This is a genomic window from Kribbella sp. NPDC051620 (assembly GCF_044453825.1).
In the GTDB taxonomy this organism is placed as follows: Bacteria; Actinomycetota; Actinomycetes; order Propionibacteriales; family Kribbellaceae; genus Kribbella.
The window spans coordinates 368,802-391,138 of sequence record NZ_JBITDB010000002.1; the positions used below are offsets into that span (position 1 = coordinate 368,802).

The 22,337-nt window shown below is 67.9% G+C and carries 19 protein-coding genes and 1 riboswitch; of the genes, 7 read left to right on the forward strand and 12 right to left on the reverse strand.

The genetic code is table 11. The features are described from left to right. Positions 1 to 241: 241 nt before the first annotated feature. Together surE and cobN are read right to left on the reverse strand one after the other, a co-directional pair. Positions 242 to 997: a 5'/3'-nucleotidase SurE gene (surE, locus tag ACIA12_RS08995; RefSeq protein WP_396366361.1), complete on the reverse strand. Its 756-nt coding sequence runs from the start codon at positions 995 to 997 to the stop codon at positions 242 to 244. A gap of 78 nt (positions 998 to 1,075) precedes the next feature. Further along, positions 1,076 to 4,795 (reverse strand): cobaltochelatase subunit CobN, encoded by a 3,720-nt coding sequence (gene cobN / locus ACIA12_RS09000; protein WP_396366362.1) that lies wholly within the window; start codon positions 4,793 to 4,795, stop codon positions 1,076 to 1,078. Between the two features lie 56 nt (positions 4,796 to 4,851). After that, a riboswitch (cobalamin riboswitch) is annotated at positions 4,852 to 4,921 on the reverse strand. A 410-nt stretch (positions 4,922 to 5,331) separates the two neighbouring features. Here cobN and ACIA12_RS09005 point away from each other — a divergent pair. Together ACIA12_RS09005 and ACIA12_RS09010 are read left to right on the forward strand one after the other, a co-directional pair. Further along, on the forward strand, positions 5,332 to 5,988 hold the full coding sequence (locus ACIA12_RS09005; RefSeq protein ID WP_396366363.1) for a maleylpyruvate isomerase N-terminal domain-containing protein: 657 nt from the start codon (positions 5,332 to 5,334) through the stop codon (positions 5,986 to 5,988). A gap of 42 nt (positions 5,989 to 6,030) precedes the next feature. After that, positions 6,031 to 6,579, forward strand: a complete 549-nt coding sequence (locus ACIA12_RS09010; RefSeq protein ID WP_396366364.1) for a hypothetical protein — start codon at positions 6,031 to 6,033, stop codon at positions 6,577 to 6,579. Here ACIA12_RS09010 and ACIA12_RS09015 read toward each other — a convergent pair. From ACIA12_RS09015 to ACIA12_RS09030, 4 genes are read right to left on the reverse strand one after another with little or no spacing between them, the layout of a single operon-like run. Beyond that, positions 6,576 to 8,750: an SGNH/GDSL hydrolase family protein gene (locus ACIA12_RS09015; protein WP_396366365.1), complete on the reverse strand. Its 2,175-nt coding sequence runs from the start codon at positions 8,748 to 8,750 to the stop codon at positions 6,576 to 6,578. The two genes, ACIA12_RS09010 and ACIA12_RS09015, sit on opposite strands and share 4 nt — an antisense overlap. 41 nt (positions 8,751 to 8,791) lie before the next feature. After that, positions 8,792 to 11,254: an excinuclease ABC subunit UvrA gene (locus tag ACIA12_RS09020; RefSeq protein ID WP_396366366.1), complete on the reverse strand. Its 2,463-nt coding sequence runs from the start codon at positions 11,252 to 11,254 to the stop codon at positions 8,792 to 8,794. Between the two features lie 24 nt (positions 11,255 to 11,278). Further along, positions 11,279 to 11,719, reverse strand: coding sequence for a hypothetical protein (locus ACIA12_RS09025; RefSeq protein ID WP_396366367.1), 441 nt, complete (start codon positions 11,717 to 11,719; stop codon positions 11,279 to 11,281). Then, positions 11,716 to 12,048 carry an ArsR/SmtB family transcription factor gene (locus ACIA12_RS09030; protein ID WP_396366368.1) on the reverse strand — a complete coding sequence of 111 codons (333 nt, stop codon included), beginning with the start codon at positions 12,046 to 12,048 and terminating at the stop codon, positions 11,716 to 11,718. The genes ACIA12_RS09025 and ACIA12_RS09030 overlap by 4 nt, the downstream gene beginning before the upstream one ends. Before the next feature lie 99 nt (positions 12,049 to 12,147). Between ACIA12_RS09030 and ACIA12_RS09035 the strand changes: the two genes are divergently transcribed. Next, complete coding sequence (locus ACIA12_RS09035; protein WP_396366369.1) at positions 12,148 to 14,118, forward strand: AAA family ATPase; 1,971 nt, start codon at positions 12,148 to 12,150, stop codon at positions 14,116 to 14,118. Between the two features lie 3 nt (positions 14,119 to 14,121). On the opposite strand, the gene ACIA12_RS09040 is transcribed toward ACIA12_RS09035, so the two are convergent. From ACIA12_RS09040 to ACIA12_RS09050, 3 genes are all read right to left on the reverse strand, one after another. Then, positions 14,122 to 14,799 carry a hypothetical protein gene (locus tag ACIA12_RS09040; protein ID WP_396366371.1) on the reverse strand — a complete coding sequence of 226 codons (678 nt, stop codon included), beginning with the start codon at positions 14,797 to 14,799 and terminating at the stop codon, positions 14,122 to 14,124. Beyond that, complete coding sequence (locus ACIA12_RS09045) at positions 14,796 to 15,341, reverse strand: RNA polymerase sigma factor (protein WP_396366372.1); 546 nt, start codon at positions 15,339 to 15,341, stop codon at positions 14,796 to 14,798. The genes ACIA12_RS09040 and ACIA12_RS09045 overlap by 4 nt, the downstream gene beginning before the upstream one ends. Positions 15,342 to 15,407: 66 nt before the next feature. Beyond that, positions 15,408 to 16,028, reverse strand: coding sequence for a dihydrofolate reductase family protein (locus ACIA12_RS09050; RefSeq protein ID WP_396366373.1), 621 nt, complete (start codon positions 16,026 to 16,028; stop codon positions 15,408 to 15,410). 113 nt (positions 16,029 to 16,141) lie between these two features. Between ACIA12_RS09050 and ACIA12_RS09055 the strand changes: the two genes are divergently transcribed. Then, positions 16,142 to 16,873 (forward strand): class I SAM-dependent DNA methyltransferase, encoded by a 732-nt coding sequence (locus ACIA12_RS09055; protein WP_396366374.1) that lies wholly within the window; start codon positions 16,142 to 16,144, stop codon positions 16,871 to 16,873. Here the strand turns inward: ACIA12_RS09055 and ACIA12_RS09060 are convergent. From ACIA12_RS09060 to ACIA12_RS09070, 3 genes are read right to left on the reverse strand one after another with little or no spacing between them, the layout of a single operon-like run. After that, positions 16,870 to 17,826 carry a DUF3500 domain-containing protein gene (locus ACIA12_RS09060; protein ID WP_396366375.1) on the reverse strand — a complete coding sequence of 319 codons (957 nt, stop codon included), beginning with the start codon at positions 17,824 to 17,826 and terminating at the stop codon, positions 16,870 to 16,872. The two genes, ACIA12_RS09055 and ACIA12_RS09060, sit on opposite strands and share 4 nt — an antisense overlap. Further along, on the reverse strand, positions 17,817 to 18,497 hold the full coding sequence (locus ACIA12_RS09065; protein WP_396366376.1) for a phosphoglycerate mutase family protein: 681 nt from the start codon (positions 18,495 to 18,497) through the stop codon (positions 17,817 to 17,819). The genes ACIA12_RS09060 and ACIA12_RS09065 overlap by 10 nt, the downstream gene beginning before the upstream one ends. Next, a complete protein-coding gene (locus ACIA12_RS09070) occupies positions 18,488 to 19,414 on the reverse strand; it encodes a cobalamin biosynthesis protein (RefSeq protein WP_396366377.1) in 927 nt (308 codons plus the stop codon). Before ACIA12_RS09070 ends, ACIA12_RS09065 begins: the two co-directional genes overlap by 10 nt. A gap of 62 nt (positions 19,415 to 19,476) precedes the next feature. On the opposite strand from ACIA12_RS09070, the gene ACIA12_RS09075 reads away from it, so the two are divergent. The 3 genes from ACIA12_RS09075 to ACIA12_RS09085 are packed head-to-tail and all read left to right on the forward strand — an operon-like array spanning position 19,477 to position 22,216. Beyond that, positions 19,477 to 20,289, forward strand: a complete 813-nt coding sequence (locus ACIA12_RS09075; RefSeq protein WP_396366378.1) for a serine hydrolase — start codon at positions 19,477 to 19,479, stop codon at positions 20,287 to 20,289. Further along, positions 20,286 to 21,353 carry a mandelate racemase/muconate lactonizing enzyme family protein gene (locus tag ACIA12_RS09080; RefSeq protein WP_396366379.1) on the forward strand — a complete coding sequence of 356 codons (1,068 nt, stop codon included), beginning with the start codon at positions 20,286 to 20,288 and terminating at the stop codon, positions 21,351 to 21,353. The genes ACIA12_RS09075 and ACIA12_RS09080 overlap by 4 nt, the downstream gene beginning before the upstream one ends. Continuing rightward, the gene (locus ACIA12_RS09085) at positions 21,350 to 22,216 is read left to right on the forward strand and encodes an NlpC/P60 family protein (RefSeq protein WP_396366380.1); all 867 of its coding nucleotides are present in this window, start codon (positions 21,350 to 21,352) and stop codon (positions 22,214 to 22,216) included. Before ACIA12_RS09080 ends, ACIA12_RS09085 begins: the two co-directional genes overlap by 4 nt. Positions 22,217 to 22,337: the final 121 nt, after the last annotated feature.

Genomic DNA, 22,337 nt, shown 5'->3' on the forward strand with positions numbered 1-22,337 from the left:
CGGCCGTTCTCGCGCCGCGGTTTGTCTCTTTTTCCCTTTGTCGCCCCCCCCCCCCCCCCCCCCCCCGCCGCGCGCCCCCCCCCCCCCCCCCCCCCCCCCCCCCCCCCCCCCACCTCGGGGGTTAACCACCGAGATGGGGCGCTCGCGCTGCGGCGGGCAACTGCAGCCTCGGCCGCGAGTAGGCGGCTGAGGCGACCGGGCAGTGGGGAAGGGCTGGGGTGAAGGGCTAGTTGATGACGGGCTAGTTGGTGAAGGTGGTTGAGAGGTGGATGGCGGCTGAGTCGCCGGGGAGTTCGCCTACGCCGGTGATGGGGGTGACCGTGATGTAGCCGGCGAGCAGGAGGGCCTCGTCGGTGTCGGTCTCCGTGGGGGGCTCGCGCAGCACCAGGCCGACGATCGGCTCGCCCGTCGGCGCCTTCTGGAGTACCAGCCGGGAGCGCTCGTACGGGACCAGGCGGGCCCACCGGGCGCCCTTCAGTTCCGTGAGCGGTACGTCGGGAACGTTGACGTTGATGACCGTTCCCCGCGGCTGCTCGAGCAGCCAGGACAGCGCTTCCGCAGCCACGGCGGCCGCCGTTTCGACGTACCTCGGCTGCTCGGAGTCGATGCTGATCGCGAGCCCCGACAACCCCTGGCTGGAAGCGGTCAGCGCCGCGGCGACCGTACCGGAGTGCAGGATCGGGCCGATGTTGTGCCCGTTGTTGATCCCGGACACGACCACGTCCGGCGACGGCCCGAAGGCGCCCAGCCGGGCCAGCGTCACGGCCAGTGCCGGCGTCCCGTCGATCCCGATGAAGCCGTTCTCACCGACCTTCGACGAGATCGCCTTGCCGATCATCCCGGCCCGCGAACTGCCGACGCCGCTCTGGTCGTCCCACGGTGCCACCACCTGGACCGCGTGTCCGGCGTCCTCCATCGCGGCAGCGAGCGCCTGGATGCCCAGGGACTCATAGCCGTCATCGTTGGTGACCAGGACTCTCAGCTGTTCGGGCGCCATGCGACCACCCAATCACACCCCAGGCGCCGGCGCGGCCCCCGACCGGGGCGGTGGGGTCGGGTCGGCATCGACACAGTCTCAGCCGCGATCCTCGATGTCACCTTCCGTTTCCAGTACCGCCGTCCGCAGGGTCTCCAGTGCTTCCGAGCTCGGCTCCGACCACAGTCCGCGCTGGGCAGCCTCGAGCAGCCGCTCGGCGATCCCGTGCCGCGCCCAGGGGTTCGACTTGCGGAAGAACTCGGCGATCTCCGGGTTCGCGACGTACTCCGTGGTCAGCGTCTCGTACATCCAGTCGTCGACCACGCCCGCCGTCGCGTCGTACCCAAACAGGTAGTCCACCGTCGCCGCCATCTCGAAGGCGCCCTTGTACCCGTGCCGCTGCATCGCCGCCATCCAGCGCGGGTTCACCACGCGCGCCCGGAAGACCCGCTTGGTCTCCTCCTCCAGCGTCCGCGTCTTCACCTGAGCCGGTACTGCGGAGTCGCCGATGTACGCCTTCGGGTTGGAACCGGTCAGGTGGCGCACCATCGCGACCATGCCACCGTGGTACTGGAAGTAGTCGTCCGAATCCATGATGTCGTGCTCGCGGGTGTCGGCGTTCTTCGCCGCGACCTGGATCCGCGCGTAGGCACGCTCCATCGACGGCCGGGCCTCCGCACCGTCCAGATCCTTGCCGTACGCGTACCCGCCCCAGACCGCATAGACCTCGGCCAGCTCAGCGTCGGTACGCCAGTTGCGCGCATCGACGAGCGGCAGCAGCCCAGCGCCGTACGAACCGGGCTTGGACCCGAAGACCCGCGCGGTTGACGACCGCACGTCGTTGCCAGCAGCAACATCAGCGTCGACGTGCGCCCTGAGGTAGTTGCTCTCGGCATCTTCATCGAGGGCGGCCACCGTACGGACCGCTTCGTCGAGGAGTGAGACGACATGCGGGAACGCGTCGCGGAAGAAGCCCGAGATCCGGATCGTCACGTCGACACGCGGCCGGCCGAGTTCCGCCAGCGAAACGACCTCGAAGCCGGTGACGCGCCGCGAGGCCTCATCCCAGACCGGGCGGCAACCGAGCAACCAGAGCACCTCGGCCAGGTCGTCGCCCTGGGTGCGCATCGCGGACGTTCCCCAGACGGTCAGGCCGACCGATCGCGGCCACTCCCCCGTCTCCGCCTTGTGCCTGGCCAGCAGCGAGTCGGCCAGCGCGACGCCGACGTCCCAGGCGTTGCGGCTCGGGATCGCCTTGGGGTCGACGGCGTAGAAGTTCCGGCCGGTCGGCAGCACGTTCACCAGACCGCGCGTCGGCGATCCTGAAGGGCCGGCCTCGACGAAACGGCCGGCCAGCGCGCGGAGTACGTTCGTCAGCTCGTCGCCGGTGCGGGCCAGCCGCGGTACCACCTCGTCTGCGGCGAATCGCAACGACTTCTCGACTTGAGCAGCGTCGCGACCGAGCACTTCCTCGATCACGACCGACACCTTGCCGGCGTCCCAGGACAGCGTCTCCATACTGACCACCAGCTTGCGGGCGACGGCCTCCAGCAGGTCCACGCCATCGGCGCCGCTCACGGCAGGGAGATCAGCCAGCGTCGCCAGCTCCGTCAGTTCCGGTACCGCGACGCCCGGGTTCTCCAGCATGGCTGCTTCGTCAACGCCGAAGGTCTGGCCGAGCGCGGCTCGCAAACCCGGTACGGCGCCCGAGACGCCGCCCCACATCTGCTGCGCACGCAGTACGGCGAGAACGAGGTTGACCCGTGCCTCGCCATCCGGCCCGCCGCCGAGGATGTGCAGCCCGTCGCGGATCTGGACGTCCTTGATCTCGCAGAGGTAGCCGTCGAGGTGCAAGACGAACTCGTCGAACTCCTCGTCCTCCGGCTTCTCCGACGTGTGCAGATCGTGGTGCAGCTGAGCGGCCTGGATCAGCGTCCAGATCTGCGCCCGCAGCGTCGGGACCTTGTCGGGGTCGAGCGCCGAGACGGTGGCGTACTCGTCGAGCAGGTACTCCAGCTTGGCCATGTCGCCGTACGTCTCCGCGCGCGCCATCGGTGGTACCAGGTGGTCGACGATCACGGCGTGCCCGCGGCGCTTGGCCTGTGTGCCCTCGCCGGGGTCGTTGACGATGAACGGGTAGACGAGCGGCAGGTTGCCCAGCACCGCGTCGGGCGCGCAGTCGGCGGCCATACCGATGCCCTTGCCAGGCAGCCATTCCAGCGTGCCGTGCTTGCCGAGATGGACGACCGCGTGCGCGCCGAACCCGCCTTCCTCGACGGGCGCTTCGAGCCAGCGGTACGCCGCGAGGTAGTGGTGCGACGGGGCCATGTCCGGGTCGTGGTAGATCGCGACCGGGTTCTCGCCGAAACCGCGGGGCGGCTGGATCATCAGTACGACGTTGCCGAACTGGAGAGCCGCGAGGGCGATCGCCGGCTCGGGGCCGGACTGGTCGACGTACAGGGAACCGGGCGCCTCCCCCCACGCCTCGATCATTGCCTTTTGCAACGTTTCGGGGGTTTTGGAGAACCACTTGCTGTACTTCGAGAGCGGGATCTTCGCGACCGCGCCTTCGAGCTGGTCGTCGGTCAGCCAGTCGACATCGTGACCGCCGGCTGCGATCAGCCGGTGGATGAGGCCGTCGGCGCCGTCCGCCCCTTGGAGTTCGTCGAGGTTGAGGTCGGGGCCGAGGTCGTAGCCGGCGTCCTTGAGCTGGCCGAGGATGACGACCGCCGAGGCCGGGGTGTCGAGGCCGACGGCGTTGCCGATCCGGGCGTGCTTGGTCGGGTACGAGGACAGTACAAGGGCGAGCTTCTTGTCTTTGGGCTCGACGTGCCGAAGCTTGGCCTGGGCGACCGCGATGCCGGCGAGCCGGGCGCAGCGCTCTTCGTCGGGCGCGTAGCTGGCGATGCCTTCGGCGTCGTACGCCTTGAACGAGAACGGGATGGTGATGAGGCGGCCGTCGAACTCGGGGATCGCGACCTGGGTGGCGGCGTCGAGCGGGCTGATCGCGGCGTCGCTCTCGAGCCACTGCTCTCTGGTCGAGGTGAGGGCGAGGCCTTGAAGGAGGGGGATGTCGAGGGACGCGAGGGCGCCGGCGTCCCAGGAGTCGTCGCCACCGGCCGTCGCGTTGGAGGCGACTGTGCCGCCGGCCGCCAGGAGGGTGGTGACGAGGACGTCGCATTGCTTGAGCAATGTGAACAGGTCGGCGTTGTCCTCGTGGGTGGGGTCGAGGCCGCGCAGCGTTCCGCAGTACAGGGGAAGGGGCTGGGCGCCGGCCTGTTCGATCGCGGTCGCCAGGGCGTCGACGAAGGCGATGTTGCCGGAGATCTCGTGGGCGCGGTAGTAGACGATGCCGACGACCGGCCTGTGGTCCTTGGTGAAGGTGCGGCCGGCGCGGATGCCGTACGTCGGGAGGGTTTTCGGTGGGTCGAAGGCGTCGCCGGTGAGGAGAATGGTGTCGCTGAGGAATCCGGCCAGGTTCTGGAGGTTCTCGGAGCCGCCCTCACGGAGGTACGCGAGAGCCTCGGTGACCGCGCCGGCGGGGACGGTCGACATCGACATCAGCTCGGCGTCGGGGGCTGCCTCGCCGCTCAGCACGACGGTGGGGATGCCCGAGGAGATGACGGCGTCGAGGCCCTCCTCCCAGGCGCGGCGACCACCCAGCAGGCGGACCACTACGACCTCGACGCCGTCAAGCAGAGTGGGGACATCCTGGAGCTCGACCCGGGCCGGGTTGGCGACCCTCCACCCAGCCTGGGCCTGCGAAGCAGCCAGCAAGTCGGTGTCGGCAGTGGAGAGCAGCAAAAGGTTCGCGGGCACGCGCGACCGGTCCTTCCTCGGGGTGTCCACGCCCCAGGTGGCAGGTACGACAGCAGCAGTTCCTGACTCCCGGGATCACCCCCGGTCACAGTGGCGGGACCGCCCCGGACTCCCACCGGGTTCCTGCACAGCCGTCGATGACGAGCTCGACTCTAGACGACGGGCTCCGTAGGTACTCCCCCACGGTCGGGCTCCGCTCGCTCCTCCGTCGCTCACACGCCCGACGCTCCCACCCGCCCTTGCGTCAGCACCCGGCGCTCGCCCGCCGGCGCCCCCAACGGTCGGGCAACCCGAAGTACTCCCCGGTCGGACTCCGGTCACTCCTTCGTCTTTCACACACTCGAGGCTCCCGCGCCCTTGCGTCAGCACCCGGCGGTTGCTTGCGTGGTGCTCGGGTTGGTTGTGTGCGCAACGACAGGTAGTAGTGCGGGATCTGCGCCGTCGGGCATCGAAGCTGAGCGTGGTGACTCGGGGGTGGCGTGACTACTACCTGTTCTTCGGGACAGATTGGACCGGTGGCGCACTACTTTTCCGGTGTGGATCTCTTCTCTCGTTCCTGGGCTGCCTTGCGGGCGGCTGTTGGCGGGCTGGCTGATGAGGACTTCGGGCAGCCGTCCGGATGTGTCGGGTGGCTGGTGCGGGATCTGGTGTGTCATCTGGTGATTGATGCGCAGGATGTGTTGATCACGCTGGTGACGCCCAGCGATGCGGAGGCCACGCATGACTCGGTGAGTTACTGGAGAGTGGCTGAGACGGCGCCGACCGGTGAGGATCCGCTTGATGCGTTGATTGTTCGGTTGGCGGCGGCGTACCAGGATCCGGCGTTGCTGAAGTTTCATCTCGATGATGTGGGGGCCGCGGCCGGGCGGGCGGCTGAGCTGGCCGACCTGGGGATGCGGGTCAGCACTCAGGGCATGGTGTTGACGGCGGGCGACTATCTCTCGGCGTACGTGCTGGAGTGGACGTTGCATCACCTGGATCTGGTCGCCCACCTTCCGCAGCTCCCGCAACCGCCGGCCGAAGGTCTCGGACAGACCCGGAAGATGGTGGAGAGCATTGCTGGATCACCGTTTCCCGCGAGCTTTTCCGACACGGACGTCCTGTTGGTCGGTACAGGTCGTCGCAGCCCAGCTGCTTCGGAGCTGGCCGACTTGGGCGAACTTGCCGTGCAACTGCCGCTCGTGCTCGGCTAAAACCAGTGGCACCAGGTCGTACGCAGAGGTCACTCTGGGGAGATGCACCTCACCTTCCTGCACGACCCCCGCGGCGGTGAGAGCGTCACCGTCATCCGGCGCGCGGACGGCGCGGAGTTCAAGCTCTTCTCGTACTCACGCAAGCATCGCGTGCCGCACGACCTCGCGCACGCCGTCACCGAACGCGAACTGCGCATGCCCGACGGCATCTTCGGCTGCATCGCGGCCGGTGCGGTCTTCGACAGCATGGAGCAGACGGCGGGCAAGAAGCGCCACGACGCCAAAGTCCGCAGCGCGCGCATCCTCAAAGCGCCCAACAGCATCGGTATCAGCGAGGCGCTCTCGAGTGTCTTCCACATGGCGGTCGAGAAGGACCAGCCCACGCCGTACGCCGAAGTCCGCGAAATGTGGGGCGTCAGCCGCGCCGATCGCTGCCCCTACACCGATCCGGAAATCGACCGCACGACAGCAACCCTGCGCGAACTGAGCCACCTCTGGCAGGCAAGCTCCGACCCACTCGTCTTCCCATGGCCGCACGCACTTCAAGCACAGACCGGCACCTCAGCCGCCACCCGGCCGCGGAATCGCTAGCGACGTCTGCGACTCCACCATGGTTTTCGCCAGCCATAGAAGGCAACGCCGAACAGCCAAGCACCCGCGACAGCCGCGCCGATCTGAAGGCCCCACCAGCGACCGAGCAAGGTGTGGCTCAGTTCGCCTCTGGCCCACTTCGCGCCCTCTTGCCGGCAGTCGAGCTTGTTGCTCTGCTCATCCTTGATCAGATCGCAGGGCGGGTCCTCGACCGCATCCGCGCTCACCGTCGATCCCGTCGGTGCCTGCTTCGCCTGCGCGGCTGCCTGCGGATTGACGGCCTGGAGGTTCGGATGCTGTTTCATCCACCGCTCGAAGACCTGCAGCATGGCCAGGTGGCCACGAGCGTTGGGATGGAGGCTGTTGTGGTACCAGTTCTTCGGGTTGAAGCGCTGCTCGGCGATCCCCGCGACGGATCGAAGGCCGATGAAGTTCACGCCCGGCTGGTCGTCGTTGGCCGGATCACACAACTGCAGGTGCGCAGTGGCCAATGCACCTTCCATCTCGCCGAGGAAGTAGAACTTCTTGGCCAGCGCCGCGGCTCTGATGGTTGAATTCAGGCTCGCGACGAAGCTGCTGATGAAGTCCAGGTCTCCTTGGGACAGCGCCACCTGACCGCACTTGACTGCTCTCCCGTTCTCGACGTACGCCGGCGCAGGGTAGGCCGTGACCAGAATGGGCGCTTCGGGAAACTTCTCACGTATCTGTTGGTAGGTCGCCGCGAGTCCGGCGCTGACCTGCTTCAGGGTCTTCGTCCACAGCTGGCTCTGGGAGCCACAGTTTCCCGGAGCGATGCACATGGCACCAATGGTCGAGAAGCCCGCGTCGTTGCCACCGAGGCTGATCACGACCAGGGATGGCGAGATGCCCTGCTCAAAGGCGTCTACCTGGGCGAGCTGGGGCCCGGGCTCGTTGTACTGCTGCGCCGGACCAGGCAGGTTCGTGTCGGCCCGGTACCGGACGTGGGACGTCTTGGCCCCCGAGCACGCCAGAAACGCCATCGAGTCGAAATCGTTTCGCCCCGCGATAGCAGCCCACGCGGTGGGCGAGCGGTGGCAATGGTTCCGGCTCCCCTTTCCGCCGCTGTCGGCCTGCGCTTCGTAGTAGGTCTGTGCCCCTTCGCCGGACATGTAGGAGTCCCCCAAGGCGACAAGCACCCTTTGATCGCCCGACTTCGGAGTCAGCTCGTCCGGCCACCGGTCGGCCGCCGACGTGATACCCATGAGCGACACCGCGGCGATGACTGCGGCGATGTCGGCCTGCGTACTGGAGACGATGGCAAACACCAGCAGACCGAGTGCGGCAAAGGCGATCACAACGTACGCCGCTTGCGTGGTTTCCAGTCGCTTGACAGCGATCAAGGCAGATCCGCCGAGCAGCAGCGCACCGGTGATGAAGAATGCGGCGACCCGTCGACCCGATTCGTCCCCGTGCAGCCAATCCACCGCCGGCTCGGCAAGAACGCTGAGCCCGGCGGGCACAAGAAGGACGATCCCGCCGGCAACGAGTATCACTGTCCACCCGTGCGACTTCATCAGAAGAAGTCCGACGAGCGCGAACGCCACACTCACGATGAGCAGGACAACTCCGGTCGGGACGCGACACTTTCCTTCGCCGTCCGTGCCTCGTTGCCGGAACCGCATCAGCCCGTACCCAGCACTGAAATAGACACACAGCACACCAGCGAAGAGGAAACTTCCCACGTGTCGGGCGGCGCCATACGCGAGAAGACCTCCGCCGATCAATAAGATCAGGAGCGAGATCAGGTATGGAAAGGTCCATGGTCTGTCGGCCGGCCGGCCCGACTGTGCAGCCTTGATCGATGCCTGATGTTGCCCACTGATCCACAGCGTGGCCGCGGCGATGTAGAGAATGAAGACGGTACCGACCCCGAGCAAAGATGCACCTTGCCTGCAGACGACGGCCAGGAGGATCGCGGTGATCAACAAGAATGGCAGCCGGGTCGCGATTTTCACCACCCGTTCGCGATCCATGGCCTTCGCGTACGGCCCAGCCATCCAGCGCCAGAACGTGTTCGATTCTTCCATCAGATGTTCCCCCTCGGCGAGCCGATTCACATCACGTGATTGCTCGCCCGAACTCCACTGTGCTCCTTGAAAGTCGTCCTGAGAAGCTTTCAAATGAAGTAAAGGGCCGTGCGGATGAATCACCCACTTGTTTTGAGCGCAACCTATATATGTCGAGGTACAAGTCAGAGAACGTCGCGGAGGTATTGGCCGGTGAGGCTTTCGGGGGTTTGGGGAAGGAGGGCGGGGGTGGTGGCGGCGACTATGCGGCCGCCGGCGGTGCCGCCGCCTGGGCCCAGGTCTATTACGTAGTCGGCGTTGGCGATCATGTCGAGGTCGTGTTCGATGACGATGACGGTGGCGCCGGCGGTGATCAGGCGGTCGAAGACCGTGAGGAGGACGCGGATGTCGGCGGGGTGCAGGCCGACGCTGGGTTCGTCGAAGATGAAGAGGGTGCCTTGCTGGGGCTTCTCGAGGTCGGCGATGAGTTTGAGGCGCTGGGCTTCGCCACCAGACAGGGCGGGAGTGGCTTCGCCGAGGATCAGGTAGCCGAGGCCGACCTCGTCGAGGGTGCGTAGCCGCGCTTGCATCTTCCGGAGGCCGGTGAACTTCGCGCGGGCCTGTTCGACGGTCAGTGCCAGGGCACCGGCCATGGTCAGTCCGTCGAGGGTGATGGTGTCGCAGTCGGGGTTGTAGCGGCGGCCTTCGCACACCGGGCAAGGGATGTCGACGTCGGGGAGGAACTGGACGTCCAGCGAGATCTGGCCGGTGCCGTCGCATTGGGGACAGCGCAGGCTGCCGGTGTTGTACGAGAAGTCGGCGGCCTTGAGTCCACGCGACACTGCTTCCGGCGTACCGGCGAAGGCTCGGCGGAGGTCGTCGAGGACTCCGCTGTACGTCGCCACGGTGGAGCGCACGTTGCGCCCGATCGGAACGGCGTCGACGATGACGGTACGTTCGATGCCGCCGGCATCCAAATGCCGTACGTGCTTGGGTGCCTGGCCGACCAGCGCCGCGGCCAGGCTGTCGAGTACGAGGGTGGTCTTGCCCGAACCGGATACGCCGGTGACGGCCGTGAGCCGCAACAACGGAAACGACGCTTCGAGCTCCTTCAGGGTGAAGCGGGGACCGGTCTCCAGGTGGATCCGGCCATGCTCGAAGACGTCCTCGACCGGTACCCGCGGGCGCACGACCGCCGATTCCTGGCCGCTGAGGAAGCCGCCGATCACCGACGCGGCCGACTTCGACAGGTCCTCGACGGTGCCGGTGGCAACAATCTCACCGCCGTGCGCGCCGGCTCCCGGGCCGATCTCGATCAGCCAGTCGGCGTGGCGTAGTACCCGGACGTCGTGGTCGACGAGGACCACGGAGTTGCCGGTCTCGACCAGGCGGCGTGCGACCGTCATCAAGGCGTCGATGTTGCTCGGGTGCAACCCGATAGACGGCTCGTCGAGGACGTACAGCAGGCCGGTCGCGCTGCTTCGCAGGGTACGGCTGAGCTGTACTCGCTGCAGCTCGCCCGTCGAGAGCGTGCGCGATGCGCGGCCGAGGGACAGATAGCCGAGCCCGAGTCCGAGGAGGTGCTCGGCCGTCGCGGTGAACGCCTCGACGATCTGCGCGGCCATCCGGCTGAGCTCGGCCGGCGCGGCGGCCGGCAACGCGCGGACGAAGGTCGTCGTACGGTCGAGGCTCCACGTCGAGATGTCGTCGAGAGTGATGCCATTCAGGGGTACCGACCGCGCACGTTCGTTGAGCCGGGAGCCACCGCAGGACGGGCACTCGGCGACGTGGACGAAACGGTCGAGGCGGGTGATGGACTTCTCGCTCTGGGCGTTGGCGAGCGCGTCCTCGATCACCCGGTTGGCGTTGCGGTAGGCGGCGTTGAGCTCGAAGGCGTTGCCTTTCTTGCTGGTGACAACGACCGTCCGCTTCGTCTCCTCGCCGTTCAGGACGAGTTCGCGCTCGGCCGGAGTCAGCTCCCGGAACGGCACGTCCACCCGTACGCCGAGCTGCGCGACCACCTGAGGCAGCAGGCCCGCGCCGAACGAAGCCCAGGCCGCCACGGCTCCGTCGGCAATCGACAGCGACTCGTCCGGTACGAGCGCCTCCTGATCGATCTGCCGCGTCTCCCCGGTGCCCGCGCAGGTCTCGCAAGCGCCATCGCTGTTGAAAGCAAACGACTCGGCCCCCGGTACTGCGAAACGCTCGCCGCACTCAGGACAGGTGAGATGCGCGGTCGAGGCGATCTCCAGCGTCGGCTGCACGTGATGACCGTTGGGGCAAAGGTGCACCCCCAACCGCGAGTACATCAGCCGAAGCGAGTTGAACAGCTCCGTCGCCGTACCGAACGTGCTGCGAACACCCGGTACCGCGGGACGCTGATGCAGCGCGATCGCAGCCGGTACTCCGTCAACCGCGTCGACGTCCGCGCGCGCAGCCTGCGACAGCCGTCGGCGCGTATAGGAGGACAAGGCTTCCAGGTACCGGCGTGAACCCTCCGCATAGAGCACGCCCAGCGCGAGGGACGACTTGCCCGAGCCGGATACGCCGGTCAGCGCGACGAGCTGCCGAAGCGGCACGTCGATGTCGACACTCTTCAGGTTGTGAACACGGGCACCCCGTACTGCGACCTGCTCGCCCCAATGCATGTGGTCATCGTAGGTTGCCGATCATCAGCTTCGGCGTGAACTCGAGGCGACGTGGGCGACGAACCAGCCGATGACGTTCGGCCAGAAGTAGAAGGCCTTTTCACCACCTGGGAGGAGAGTCTGCTCGACGCTGACCCGGGTGCCGCCGTCGAAGGAGTCGAAGCGGATCTCGGTTTCGGTGTCGTCCACCGAGCTTCGGTAGGCGAACAAGGCGCCGGGTTCCCAGGCGGTGATCTGGCCGATTTCCAATACGTCCTCGCCGCCGGTGGCGTCGGCGTACCGGTAGATCTCGAGGACCCGGCCGCCGAGGCCTGGTTCGATCTGCATGCCGATCGCGCGGGCGGCGTCGAAGAAGTTGATCGGGCCGCGGACCCACCACAGGTCGATCTCGGCGGTGAAGACCCGGAAGGCGGTCGCCGGATCGGCGGCGACCTCGACGGATGCGGACGCGGACGGCTTGGTCACGATCTCTCCTCCTGCTCGATATGTTTCTTGAACGCCCCCAACTGCTCCTGCCAGTGCGCCTGAACCTGATCAAGCCACGCCTGTACCGCGACCATCGGCTCCTGCCGCAGCCGGAACACCCGCAGGCGCGCGTCATCCGGCACCCGCTCGTCGTCGATCACCCGGGCGGCCAGCAGGATCCGCAGATGCCTGCTCATCGCCGGCGCGGACGCGCCGGTCGCCATCGCGAGCTCCCCGGCCCGCCGCGGACCCTCGCCCAGCAACCGAACGACTTGCCGGCGCGTCGGATCGGCGAGCACCTCGAAGAAGCGGTCAACTTCGTCTTCCATGGCTTAATAGTTACATCGCTCGTTAACTATTCGCAAGACGTGAAGCACCCTGACGCACTAAAGTGGGCGGGCCTGATGGTCGGCTAGGAGAGGACGTTTGTGGAGCAGCACACCCGGCGAGCGCGCGTGCTCGACGCACTCACAGCTGAGCAGGCCTGGGAAGTACCGGATGGTTGGCTGACGGGGGTTCGCGAGCAGCTCCGGACCTGGGCCGACGATCCGTTGGCGCTGCGGCCGGGAGCCTTCCCGGAGTTTGTCGAGGGGACACCCGCGGCGGTCTGGTTCGCGCATCAGGTCGCGCCGCTGCTGACCGGCTGGATCCCGGTACTCCGCGGCGAATACGCCGACGTCAGCGCGGCCGTGACCCGGGACTTCTACCGCCCACCGGCCCGGTTGGGCGCCGGACACCTGGTCCGGGTCGCCGCGACCGACTGGCCCCTGCTGGTGTTGTCGGGCGCGCGGGGGTTCAACGAAGAGGGCCGTTGGCAAGCATTGCGGTTGTCGCGTGACGTGGTGAACCTGTTCGCCGACGCTCCGCCGATGGCTGCTCGCGCGCAGGCGTTGATCGCTGGGTTCGATCGTGTGCTCGGTGACCGCGAGGCGACCCGGATGCATGTCGCGGCCGACTACGCGACGATCGCGCAGTTCTGGCGGACGACGGTGCTCAGCGACGCGGAGCGCGCGGTACTGCCCGAGCTCGGCGGCCCGGAGGCGGCGCTGAAGTACTCGCTCGACTCGTTGCGGGATGCTCATGCGAAGTTGTCGGCTGTGGTTGTGGACGACGAGGCGCCGGAGTTCGCGCAGCTGTTGGCGCGGCTCATCCGGGCGACCGGGCTCGGCGGACAGCCTGCGGCGGTCGGGCAGATCCTCGGCGCCGAGGGGTGGGATGTCGAGGGCGCACTGGCCGAGTTGCGGGGTGGATTCGACACCCAGGCTTGGTTGGCGCGCAATGCTGACTGGCTTGGCAGGGCGATCGCGCAGGATGAGCGGATGGCGGCGCGGTCGTGGGTGGCGGCGGCTACGCGCGTGTCGGTGCACTTGTCGGGCGTACTCGAGAACGGGCCATGGCCTGAGCCTGAGGTGCCCGATCTGGGTGCGTTCTTCGAGCACCTCGACGGCGGCCGCGCGCCGGCAGCCGAGGCGGCACCGGTGAAGCAGGTTGCGGCCGCGTCGGTGACTTCCGAAGTACCGGCGGCTGTTGAGCTGCCGGCGGTTGAGCAGTCTGGTGCGTTGGCCGAGTTGGAGGCCTTGATCGGGCTGGAGTCGATCAAGGACTCCGTGCGGCGGATGGTGGCTGAGATCAAGACCAACCAGCGGCGCAAGGAGCTCGGGCTGCCGACGCAGGATCGGGCCCGGCACATGGTGTTCGTCGGCAAGCCCGGTACGGCCAAGACCACGATCGCCCGGCTGCTCGCCAAGATCTACAAAGAGCTGGGCGTACTGGAGAAAGGCCACGTGGTCGAGGTCGACCGGTCCGACCTGGTCGGCTCCGGGGTCGGCACCACCGCCCCGATGACAGCGGCGAAGTTCCGTGAGGCGCTCGGTGGGCTGCTGTTCGTCGACGAGGCCTACACCCTGGTACCGGACAACAACCCCGGTGACTTCGGGATGGAGGCCGTCGCCACGCTGCTGAAGATGATGGAGGACTACCGCGACGAGTGTGTCGTGATCGTCGCCGGGTACCACCGTGAGATGCAGCGGTTCCTGGACTCCAACCCCGGCCTGGCGTCGCGGTTCCCGAAGCTGCTGTCGTTCGCCGAGTACGACACCGATCAGCTGGTCGCCATCTTCGAGCTGCAGGCGAAGCAGAAGGGGATGATCCACGGCCCGGAGGTCCTGGCCGTGGTTCGCAAGTACATCCCCGCCGCTCCGCGTGGACACAACTTCGGCAACGGCCGGTTCATCCGGAACATGCTCGAGGAAGCCATCTCCACCCAGGCGACTCGGCTCTCCCTGCGCGATCCCGAGACGCTGACCGAGCGCGACCTGCGGGAGCTGCTCCCCGAGGACGTCAGGCCGGCCACCTCGATGCGTGCCGAGGACTATCTGTTGCAGCGGCCGGGCAGCTGAGGGTCAGCCTCCGAAGGCCGTCTTGTATAGGGCCAGGAGTTCCGGGTTGGTCGGGGCGCTCTCGCCGCAGAGGGTGACCTGAGCGTCGTTGGCGGTGATGAGGTACGTGCCGCCGACCTTGAAGTCGACGCCCAGGAGGGTGGTGACGGCGTCCGCGTCGGACTGGACCTGCACGGTGGTGGCGTCGCCGCCGCGGTACCAGTGGTCGACATGCAGGGTGACCTGCTCGCCCTTGATGGCGGTGGCGGTACCTGCGAAGGCCGTCTCCATCCGACGGAGGTCTGCCACCTCTACGGCGCGGCACTTGGCATTGGGAGCAGCGCCGACGGTCAGCTTGAGGACGGCCGGCGTACCGGCTGTTGCCGTGGGCGTGCTGCCGGGCGTACCGGCTGTTGCAGTCGGCGCGCCGGGCGTACTGACTGTTGCCGTCGGCGCGCCGGCGATCGGCTGGTTGTCGTCGCCGGAGTTGCCGGCGATTCCCCAGGCGATTCCGCCCCCAACCAGCAGTACGCCGGCGGCGACCGCTGGCAGCCAGCGGCGGCGGGTGGTGCTCGTGGTGTCGGGCCGGGTTTCGGTGTCCGTGGTCATAGTGGCCTCCAGGAGGCGATCTGGGTTCGGCTCGGGAGCGTGCCTGGCCGGATCGGCGGCCTTCAGCTTGGCCAGCAGTTCGTCGTCGTTCACAGCTCGCTCCCTCCTTTACCCTGCTCCTGTCCGGCGGCGACCGCGTTCTTTCGCCCGAGCACGACGGAAAGCTTTTTCTTTGCCCGATGCAACCGAATGCTGACGGCGTTCGCGGTCAGCCCGGTCACCTCGGCGATCCCCCGCGGCGCCAGGCCCTCCCAGGCCCACAGCAGAACGACTTCGCGATCCAGCTCCCCCAGAGTCCTGAGCGCGTCGTACAGCTCAGCATGGTCAGTGGTTGCCGTCGGCAACTCCGAGGCCGTACGGGCCAGCCTCTCCACCAGCCGTAACCGCCGCCCCTCGGCCCGCCGCGCGTTGGCCAAGCAGCCACGCGCGACGCCGTAGCACCAGGGCAGCACCTCATCCAGATCCACCGCAGTACCGTCGCCAAGCCCCGGTACGTCGTCGATCCGCCGCCAGAGCACCAGCATCGTCTCGGCCAGCACGTCATCGACCGCGCCGGCATCGGCCCGCCGCACCAGATACCGATGCACAGGCGCGCCCACCACCCCCACCAACACCTCGAAGCGAGCCTCGCGCACCCGCACATCCTCTCGCCCGACCGTAGAAGTCACACCCTCCCCTGTCCGGCAAGCCCCGAATTCTTTCTAACGGCGGACCAGCTGTACGTGAGTGGCGGCAGCCGAGCTGGTCTGCTCGGAGACTCGGTACTGCGTGAGCGCACCGTCCAGGTTGTCGAAAAGCCGGATGCCGGCGCCGGCCAGGACGGGTGCGATGACCAGGTTGAGCTCGTCGATCAGTCCGGCGCGGAGGTACTGCTGGACCGTCGCGGCGCCGCCACCGATGACGACGTCCTGGCCGTCGGCCGCCTGGAAGGCTCGGTCGAGGACCTCCTCGATCGGGGCGTCGGTGAAGTAGAAGGTCGTGCCGCCCTCCATCGGGAGGTCGGGGCGCAGGTGGTGGGTGTGGACGAAGGTGGCGTGGTGGTACGGCGGGTTGGGCCCCCACCACCCCGTCCAGGACTCGTCCTCCCAGGGACCGCGCTGCGGGCCGAACATGTTGCGGCCCATGATCGTGGCGCCGACATTCTCGCTCCACCGGTTCAGCCGCTCGGCGTCGACACCGGTCGCATCCTTCTCCATCGCCGCGGTCATCCAGCCGTGTAGCTCGTCCATCCCATCGCCGAACGGCACATCAAGCCGCTGGTTGGGGCCTGCCGCGTACCCGTCCAGCGTGATCGTGAAGTTGTGAACGCGAAGCTTCGCCATCATCTGTCTCCTTCGAAGAGGTTGTTCTCAGCCTGGAGTCGGAGCCGGCCGAGCGGCTTTGACATGGAAACTCGATGGACACGACCGACGCTCACCCAGCAGGCTACTGAGCGATGAGCAGCAGCGAAGTGTGGGACGAGGACATCGCGACGCGGTACGACGCGTCGTCCGCCGAGATGTTCACCCCGGAGGTGATCGACCCGACGGTCGACTTCCTCGCCGGGCTGGCCGGGTCGGGCCCGGCGCTGGAGTTCGCGATCGGTACCGGCCGGGTGGCCGTTCCGCTCACGGCCCGCGGCGTCGCGGTGACCGGCATCGAGCTGTCCGAGCCGATGGCGGCCCAGCTGCGGCAGAAGGATCCGGAGCTGCCCGTCGTGATGGGCGACATGGCGACGACGCGAGTGCCCGGCGAGTACGACCTGGTCTATCTCGTCTTCAACACCATCTCGAACCTGCGGACCCAGGCCGAGCAGGTCGAGTGCTTCCGCAACGCGGCCCGCCACCTCAAGCCCGGCGGCCGTTTCGTCATCGAACTGTGGGTGCCTGCCATCCGCCGGATGCCACCCGGGCAGTCCGCGGTACCGATGAGTCTCGGCGACGGGCATCTGGTCTTCGACACGTACGATCTCGCGACCCAGGCCTGCGCGTCGCACCACTACTTCACCGAGCCCGACGGCACGACCCGGTACGCCGCCGGCAACTTCCGCTACATCTGGCCGGCCGAGTGCGACCTGATGGCCCAGCTGGCCGGACTGGAGTTCGAGGCCCGGTACGCCGACTGGCACCGAGCCCCGTTCACCGCCGACAGCGAAAGCCACGTCTCCGTCTGGCGCAAGCCGGCCTAGTAGCCGGCGTAGTGGGCCGCGAGGAGATCCGTACCCCAGTCGTTGCGGAGATCCCGCCACACCGAGTGGATGTGGTTGGCGTCGTCCTGGGTGTTGTCGTACTCCGCCAGGAACGTCGGCCCCGCGATCGAGTAGTAATGTCCGCCGCCCGGCTTCGTCGCGCCCGCCCACGCAAACGTCAACTTCTCGATCCCCTGCTCCGTGATGTCCTGCCAGGTCTGCAACCCGATCGGCCCGGCGGCGCGCCCGATGTACTGCCCGAGCAGCAGGCTGAAGAGCTGCCGCTGCTCCGGCGTCAACTCACCGTACGGAAGCCCGCGCAGCAACACCTTGGGGTCGGCCACCGGGTCGTACCGGGTCAGGATGTCGGACGGCGCCGTTTCGGAGACGATCGCGAGCTCCCGCTGCCCGGCCTCCAGCGAGTCCAGGAACGAGAACCCCAAATCCTGCTCGGCCGCCAGCGTCCGCAACCCCTTGTGCGGCCCGGACAACACGGTCGCCGGCTCGGCGCCGAAGAACTGCGGCGTGAACCCGATCGCACCCGACACGAACGTCACATGCAACGCGATGTGATGCCCGTTGAGCCGCCAAGCCCACGGATCCATGCCCGCCGGATCGCCGAGCACCCGCAGGAAGTACCGCTGCTCCGACCCGACATCTACCGACGACCCCGGCTCGGCCTGCGGCAGCCCGCGCCGGATCGCCTCGGTGAACATCACCGACCGCGCATCCGCCAGCCCACGCTCGCTCAGGGCGATCTCCAGCAAGCGCAGAGCCAGCCGCCGCTGCTCGACGGACAACTCCCCCAGCGTCACCCCGGGACGATCGCCCGGCAGGTACGTCCAGACCTGATGGTCAGGCGTGTCGAACGGCGCGGTCGCCTTCGCCCGGAGTCCGGGGCTCAGAGCGGCCAGCAGCTCGAAGGCCGCGTCGCGAGACTGTTCTACAACCATGCCGATCGCTCCCGTTCAGTCGGAGTGTGCTGAGTCCATTGTTCGAACGGCCGGTCCAGTCTGTACCGGAAGTCCGGCTGCCGCAGCAGTACCCGGGTCTCGGCGTTGCCCGGGTTGCGCAGCGTCTCGAAGAACTTGACCGACCAGTGGAACCAGCGCATGCAGAACAGCCGCATCGTCAGCCCGTGCGACACCAGCAGCACGTTCCGCGGCGAGTCGGGCGTCTCGAAGTCGCGGTGCATCGTCTCGAGGAAGCTCGACACCCGGTCGTACACGTCCGAGCCCGACTCGCCGTGCGTGAACCGGTAGAAGAAATGCCCGTACGAGTCCCGCAGCGCTTCTTGCCGGACGATGTCCTCGGTGTCCTGGAAGTTCGCCCAGTCCTGCTCGCGCAGCCGCGGCTCCTCCCGGGCGAGCCCGATCAGATCGTCCAGCCCGAGCGAGTCGAGGGTCTGCAGGGTCCGCAGGTACGGCGAGACGTACACCCGGACCGGCTCACCCTCGAAGAGCTCACGCAACTGTTTGCCCGCTTGTGCCGCCTGCTCGTGCCCGTGGGCGGTGAGCGGGACCGCGTGGTCGGGCGTCGTCTCGTAGATCCGCTTGTCGAGGTTCGCCTCGGACTCACCGTGCCGGATCAGCGCGATCCGCATCGGCCGCTGGGTCAGATGCATCGCCGCTCCCCTCTCAACGCCACGATCGCTGCAACCCCGGCCGCCGCGTAGGCGACGCGCCGGGCGAGTGACGCCGTACGCCGGATGTCCGCGACCGTCGGCGGCAAGCCGTCTCCCAGCGTGCCCCGATCCTCGACCTCCGAACCGTAGGAGTTGACCCCACCCAGCCGCACGCCGAGCGCCCCCGCGAATGACGCCTCGACCGGGCCTGCGTTCGGACTCGGATGACCCGGAGCATCCCGTCGCCAGATGCGCCAGGAGTCGCCGGGGCGGCCGGACACCAGCCCGGTCAGTACTGCGCACACGCGCGCCGGCGCCAGGTTGATCAGGTCATCGAGTCGCGCCGACGCCCACCCGAAGTTGCGGTAGCGCGGCGACTTGTAGCCGACCATGGCGTCCAGCGTGTTGACCGCGCGGTAGCCGATCAGGCCGGGGATTCCGAGGAGCCCACCCCACACGAGCGGGGCGACGGTCGCGTCGGAGGTGTTCTCTGCCACTGACTCGACGGTCGCGCGGGCGAGTTCGTCGGCTTCGAGGTCGGTGCTGTCGCGGCTGCAGAGGTAGCTGAGTCGGTCGCGGGCCTGCTCGAGTTCCTGGGCTTCGAGGTAGCCGGCCATGATTTCGGCCTCGCGCTCGAGGCTCCGGCCGCCCAGGACGGCCCAGGTTGCGGCGGCGGTCAGCAGGGTGCGCGCGATTGGGCGGCCCGCTGTCAGCTTTTCGGCTGCCACACCTAGGGTCGCGGTCGTGGTGATGAGGATGGCGGCGTACGTAGTACCGGCTGGGCGGGAATCGGCGTACAGCCTGCTCTCGAGCCGTCCGGCGACCTGGCCGAAGCCGGCCACCGGGTGGAACCGGCGTGGGTCACCCAGCCAGCGATCGGCGGCGAAGCCGAGGAGGAGTCCAAGGGCTCGAGACACTCTGCGAAGTCTGCCAGGCCCGGCAAGTTCAAGGATGCCCGCGGTGTGGAAGGGTGACGATCATGGGAATTGCTGAGCGACTCCGTGGGGTCGACGGGCGGGGTGAGTTCGGAGTCTGGCTGGGGCGGCTCGACGGGAAACCGGTGCTGCGGCATCACGCGGAGCGCACGCACTACTCCGCGAGCACGATGAAACTGCCGGTCGCGATCGCGATGATGCGACTGGTCGAGACGGGCGAGCTGGCCCTCGACCAGGCGGTGACCGTCCACAACGACTTCGCCTCGGCGGCGGGTGGGCGGTTCGGGGTCAATCCGGCCGAAGACGAGGCGCCGGCGACCTGGAAGCATCTGGGCGAGCAGGTGACCTTGGGCTGGCTGGCTTCCGAGATGATCACGCGTTCCAGCAATCTCGCGACCGACCTGGTACTCGAGCAGACCGGGGTGGATGCGGCGAACGCAGTACTGGCCGAGTACGGATCCGGTGCCAGCGTGATCCGGCGCGGAATCGACGACGCGGGAGCGCAGGCTGCGGGGATCAGCAACCTGATGAGCCCGGCCGATCTCGCCGCGGTGCTGGTTGCTGTGGGCAATGACAAGACCCCGGCCGGCTCGTATGTCCGTGACCTGCTCGCGGGCAACACCTGGAACGGCGAGATCCCGGCGTTGCTGCCGCCGGGGACGCGGGTCGAGCACAAGAACGGCTGGGATCTCCGGATCAGGCACGACGGCGGCATCGTCCGGCCCGTCGACGCTCCGCCCTTCGTGCTCGTCGTCTGCACGACCTCCGAGTTGCCCGATGCCGAGGCGCAGCAACTGATCGCCGAGATCGCTTTTGAGGCCTGGACCCATCGACACGATCTGGAGGCGATCCGGTGAAGCTCACCACGCACCTGGTCTCCGCACCACTGCACACCCCTTTCATCACAGCACTCCGTACTGCGACCAGCGCCGACTCCCTGCTCGTCGAGCTGACGGACGGCGAGCTGAGCGGCTGGGGCGAGGCGCCTCAGGTCTGGAAGGTGACCGGCGAATCGCTGGCCGGCGCGCAGGCCTGCGTCGAAGGTCCGATCGCGTTGGCTCTCGACGGGCTGGAGCCCGATGACTTCACCGAGGCGTTGCGCCGGATCCAGGGTGCTGTGCAGGGCAACTTCGGGGCCAAGGCGGCGGTGGATGTCGCTCTGCACGACCTCGTCGCGCGTCGACGCGGGCAGACCTTGCACGGCTTTCTCGGGTCGACCGTCTCGTCGGTGCGTACGGACGTGACGTTGTCCGTCGGGGATGCGGAGGCGTTGGCTGCGTCGGCTGTCGATCGGATCGCGGACGGGTTCGACGTACTGAAGGTGAAGGTCGGTACGGGTGATGCTCGGGCTGACTTCCAGCGGGTACGCCGGGTGCGGGAGGCGATCGGGCCGGATCCGCGGCTGCGGCTCGACGCGAATCAGGGGTGGAGCCGGCGGGACGCGGTGAACGCGATTCGTGCTCTGGAGGATGCGGGGTGCGACATCGAGCTGGTCGAGCAGCCGGTGGTCGCGGCCGATCTGGAGGGGATGGCGTGGATCACGGATCGGGTGAGTACGCCGATCCTGGCCGATGAGTCGGTGTACGGAGTACGGGATCTGGTCGCAGTGATCCGGCATGGGGCGGCTGATCTGGTCAATGTGAAGCTCGCCAAGTGTGGTGGGCTGGCGACCGCCCGGACGCTGCTGGACTTGGCGCGGGAGCACGGGATCGGGGCGATTGTGGGGTCGATGATGGAGAGTCAGGTGGGAATCGGGGCCGCGGCGGCGCTGGTTGCGGCGTACCCGACGACGGCGGTGAACGACCTCGACGCGGCATGGTGGTTGAGGGAGTCGCCGGTGGTCGGCGGGGTGCGGTACGAGGGCTCGGTGATCCACCTGCCGACGGCGGCTGGACTGGGCGTGACAGGCTTGGCGCTATGAAGTTAGTTTCTGCCAAAGTTCCGGTCAGCACCGTATGGTCTTCACCAGACGCGCCGCGTGAGGTCGACGCCCCGGCGGTCGCGGCCCAGCCTGACGTCGCCGCCTGGGCCAAGGCGATGGACACCGAGACCCGCCTCGGCCTGCACGGCCGGACGCTGACCCAGTTGCTGTTCGCCGAGCCGGTCCTCGTGCGCTCCGAACGCGACGGGTGGTCCGAGATCATCGCGCCGTGGCAACCCTCGTCGGCCGACGACCTCGGGTATCCGGGCTGGGTGCCGTCGAGCCATCTCGGTGAACTGCCGGGTGCTGCCACTGCGCCGGTTGCCGTGACTGTGCCGAGTGCGCAGTTGTTTGCCGAGCCGGGTGCGGGTCATCTGGCCGACCTGTCGTTTGCGACCGTACTGGCCTCGGTGGACCACACCGACAGCTTCACCCGGGTGGCGCTGCCCGATGGTGGCTTCGGCTGGCTGGCGGACTCAGCGCTGCGCGCGGTGGACTCCCCCGCGTCACCGGAGGACCGCATCCGCCTGGGTTCGCTCTTCCTCGGTCTGGAATACCTCTGGGGCGGCACCTCGACGTACGGCCTCGACTGCTCCGGCCTGGTCCACGCCGTCAGCCGCGTCCTCGGCCAGCGAATCCCCCGAGACGCCCACGACCAGTGCGACGCCCTCGAACACATCCCCACCGACGAAGCCCACCCCGGCGACCTCTACTTCTTCGGCCGCCCCGGCCAGAAGGTCCACCACGTAGGTTTCGTCTCCCCCGCCGGCATGCTCCACGCCTCAGAAACCGGCAAACGCCTAGAAAACGAACCCCTACTCCCAGAACGCCGCCAAACTCTAATAACCGCCGCCCGCCTGTAACCCCCGTCCCGCCGACTCCCGCCCGACCCCGCTCCGCCCGGCGCCCGCTGCCTCACCACCAGCATGGCGGCGCTCTCCGCAACAACAACCGGCGCCCGATCCCCGCAGGGGATCGGGCGCC

Coding starts and splice junctions, on each gene's coding strand:
- surE (WP_396366361.1), bottom strand. CDS start 997: ATGGCGCCCGAACAGCTGAGAGTCCTGGTCACCAACGATGACGGCTAT.
- ACIA12_RS09055 (WP_396366374.1), top strand. CDS start 16,142: ATGAGCAGCAGCGAAGTGTGGGACGAGGACATCGCGACGCGGTACGAC.
- ACIA12_RS09050 (WP_396366373.1), bottom strand. CDS start 16,028: ATGGCGAAGCTTCGCGTTCACAACTTCACGATCACGCTGGACGGGTAC.
- ACIA12_RS09020 (WP_396366366.1), bottom strand. CDS start 11,254: ATGCATTGGGGCGAGCAGGTCGCAGTACGGGGTGCCCGTGTTCACAAC.
- ACIA12_RS09030 (WP_396366368.1), bottom strand. CDS start 12,048: ATGGAAGACGAAGTTGACCGCTTCTTCGAGGTGCTCGCCGATCCGACG.
- ACIA12_RS09075 (WP_396366378.1), top strand. CDS start 19,477: ATGGGAATTGCTGAGCGACTCCGTGGGGTCGACGGGCGGGGTGAGTTC.
- ACIA12_RS09060 (WP_396366375.1), bottom strand. CDS start 17,826: ATGGTTGTAGAACAGTCTCGCGACGCGGCCTTCGAGCTGCTGGCCGCT.
- ACIA12_RS09065 (WP_396366376.1), bottom strand. CDS start 18,497: ATGCATCTGACCCAGCGGCCGATGCGGATCGCGCTGATCCGGCACGGT.
- ACIA12_RS09010 (WP_396366364.1), top strand. CDS start 6,031: ATGCACCTCACCTTCCTGCACGACCCCCGCGGCGGTGAGAGCGTCACC.
- ACIA12_RS09085 (WP_396366380.1), top strand. CDS start 21,350: ATGAAGTTAGTTTCTGCCAAAGTTCCGGTCAGCACCGTATGGTCTTCA.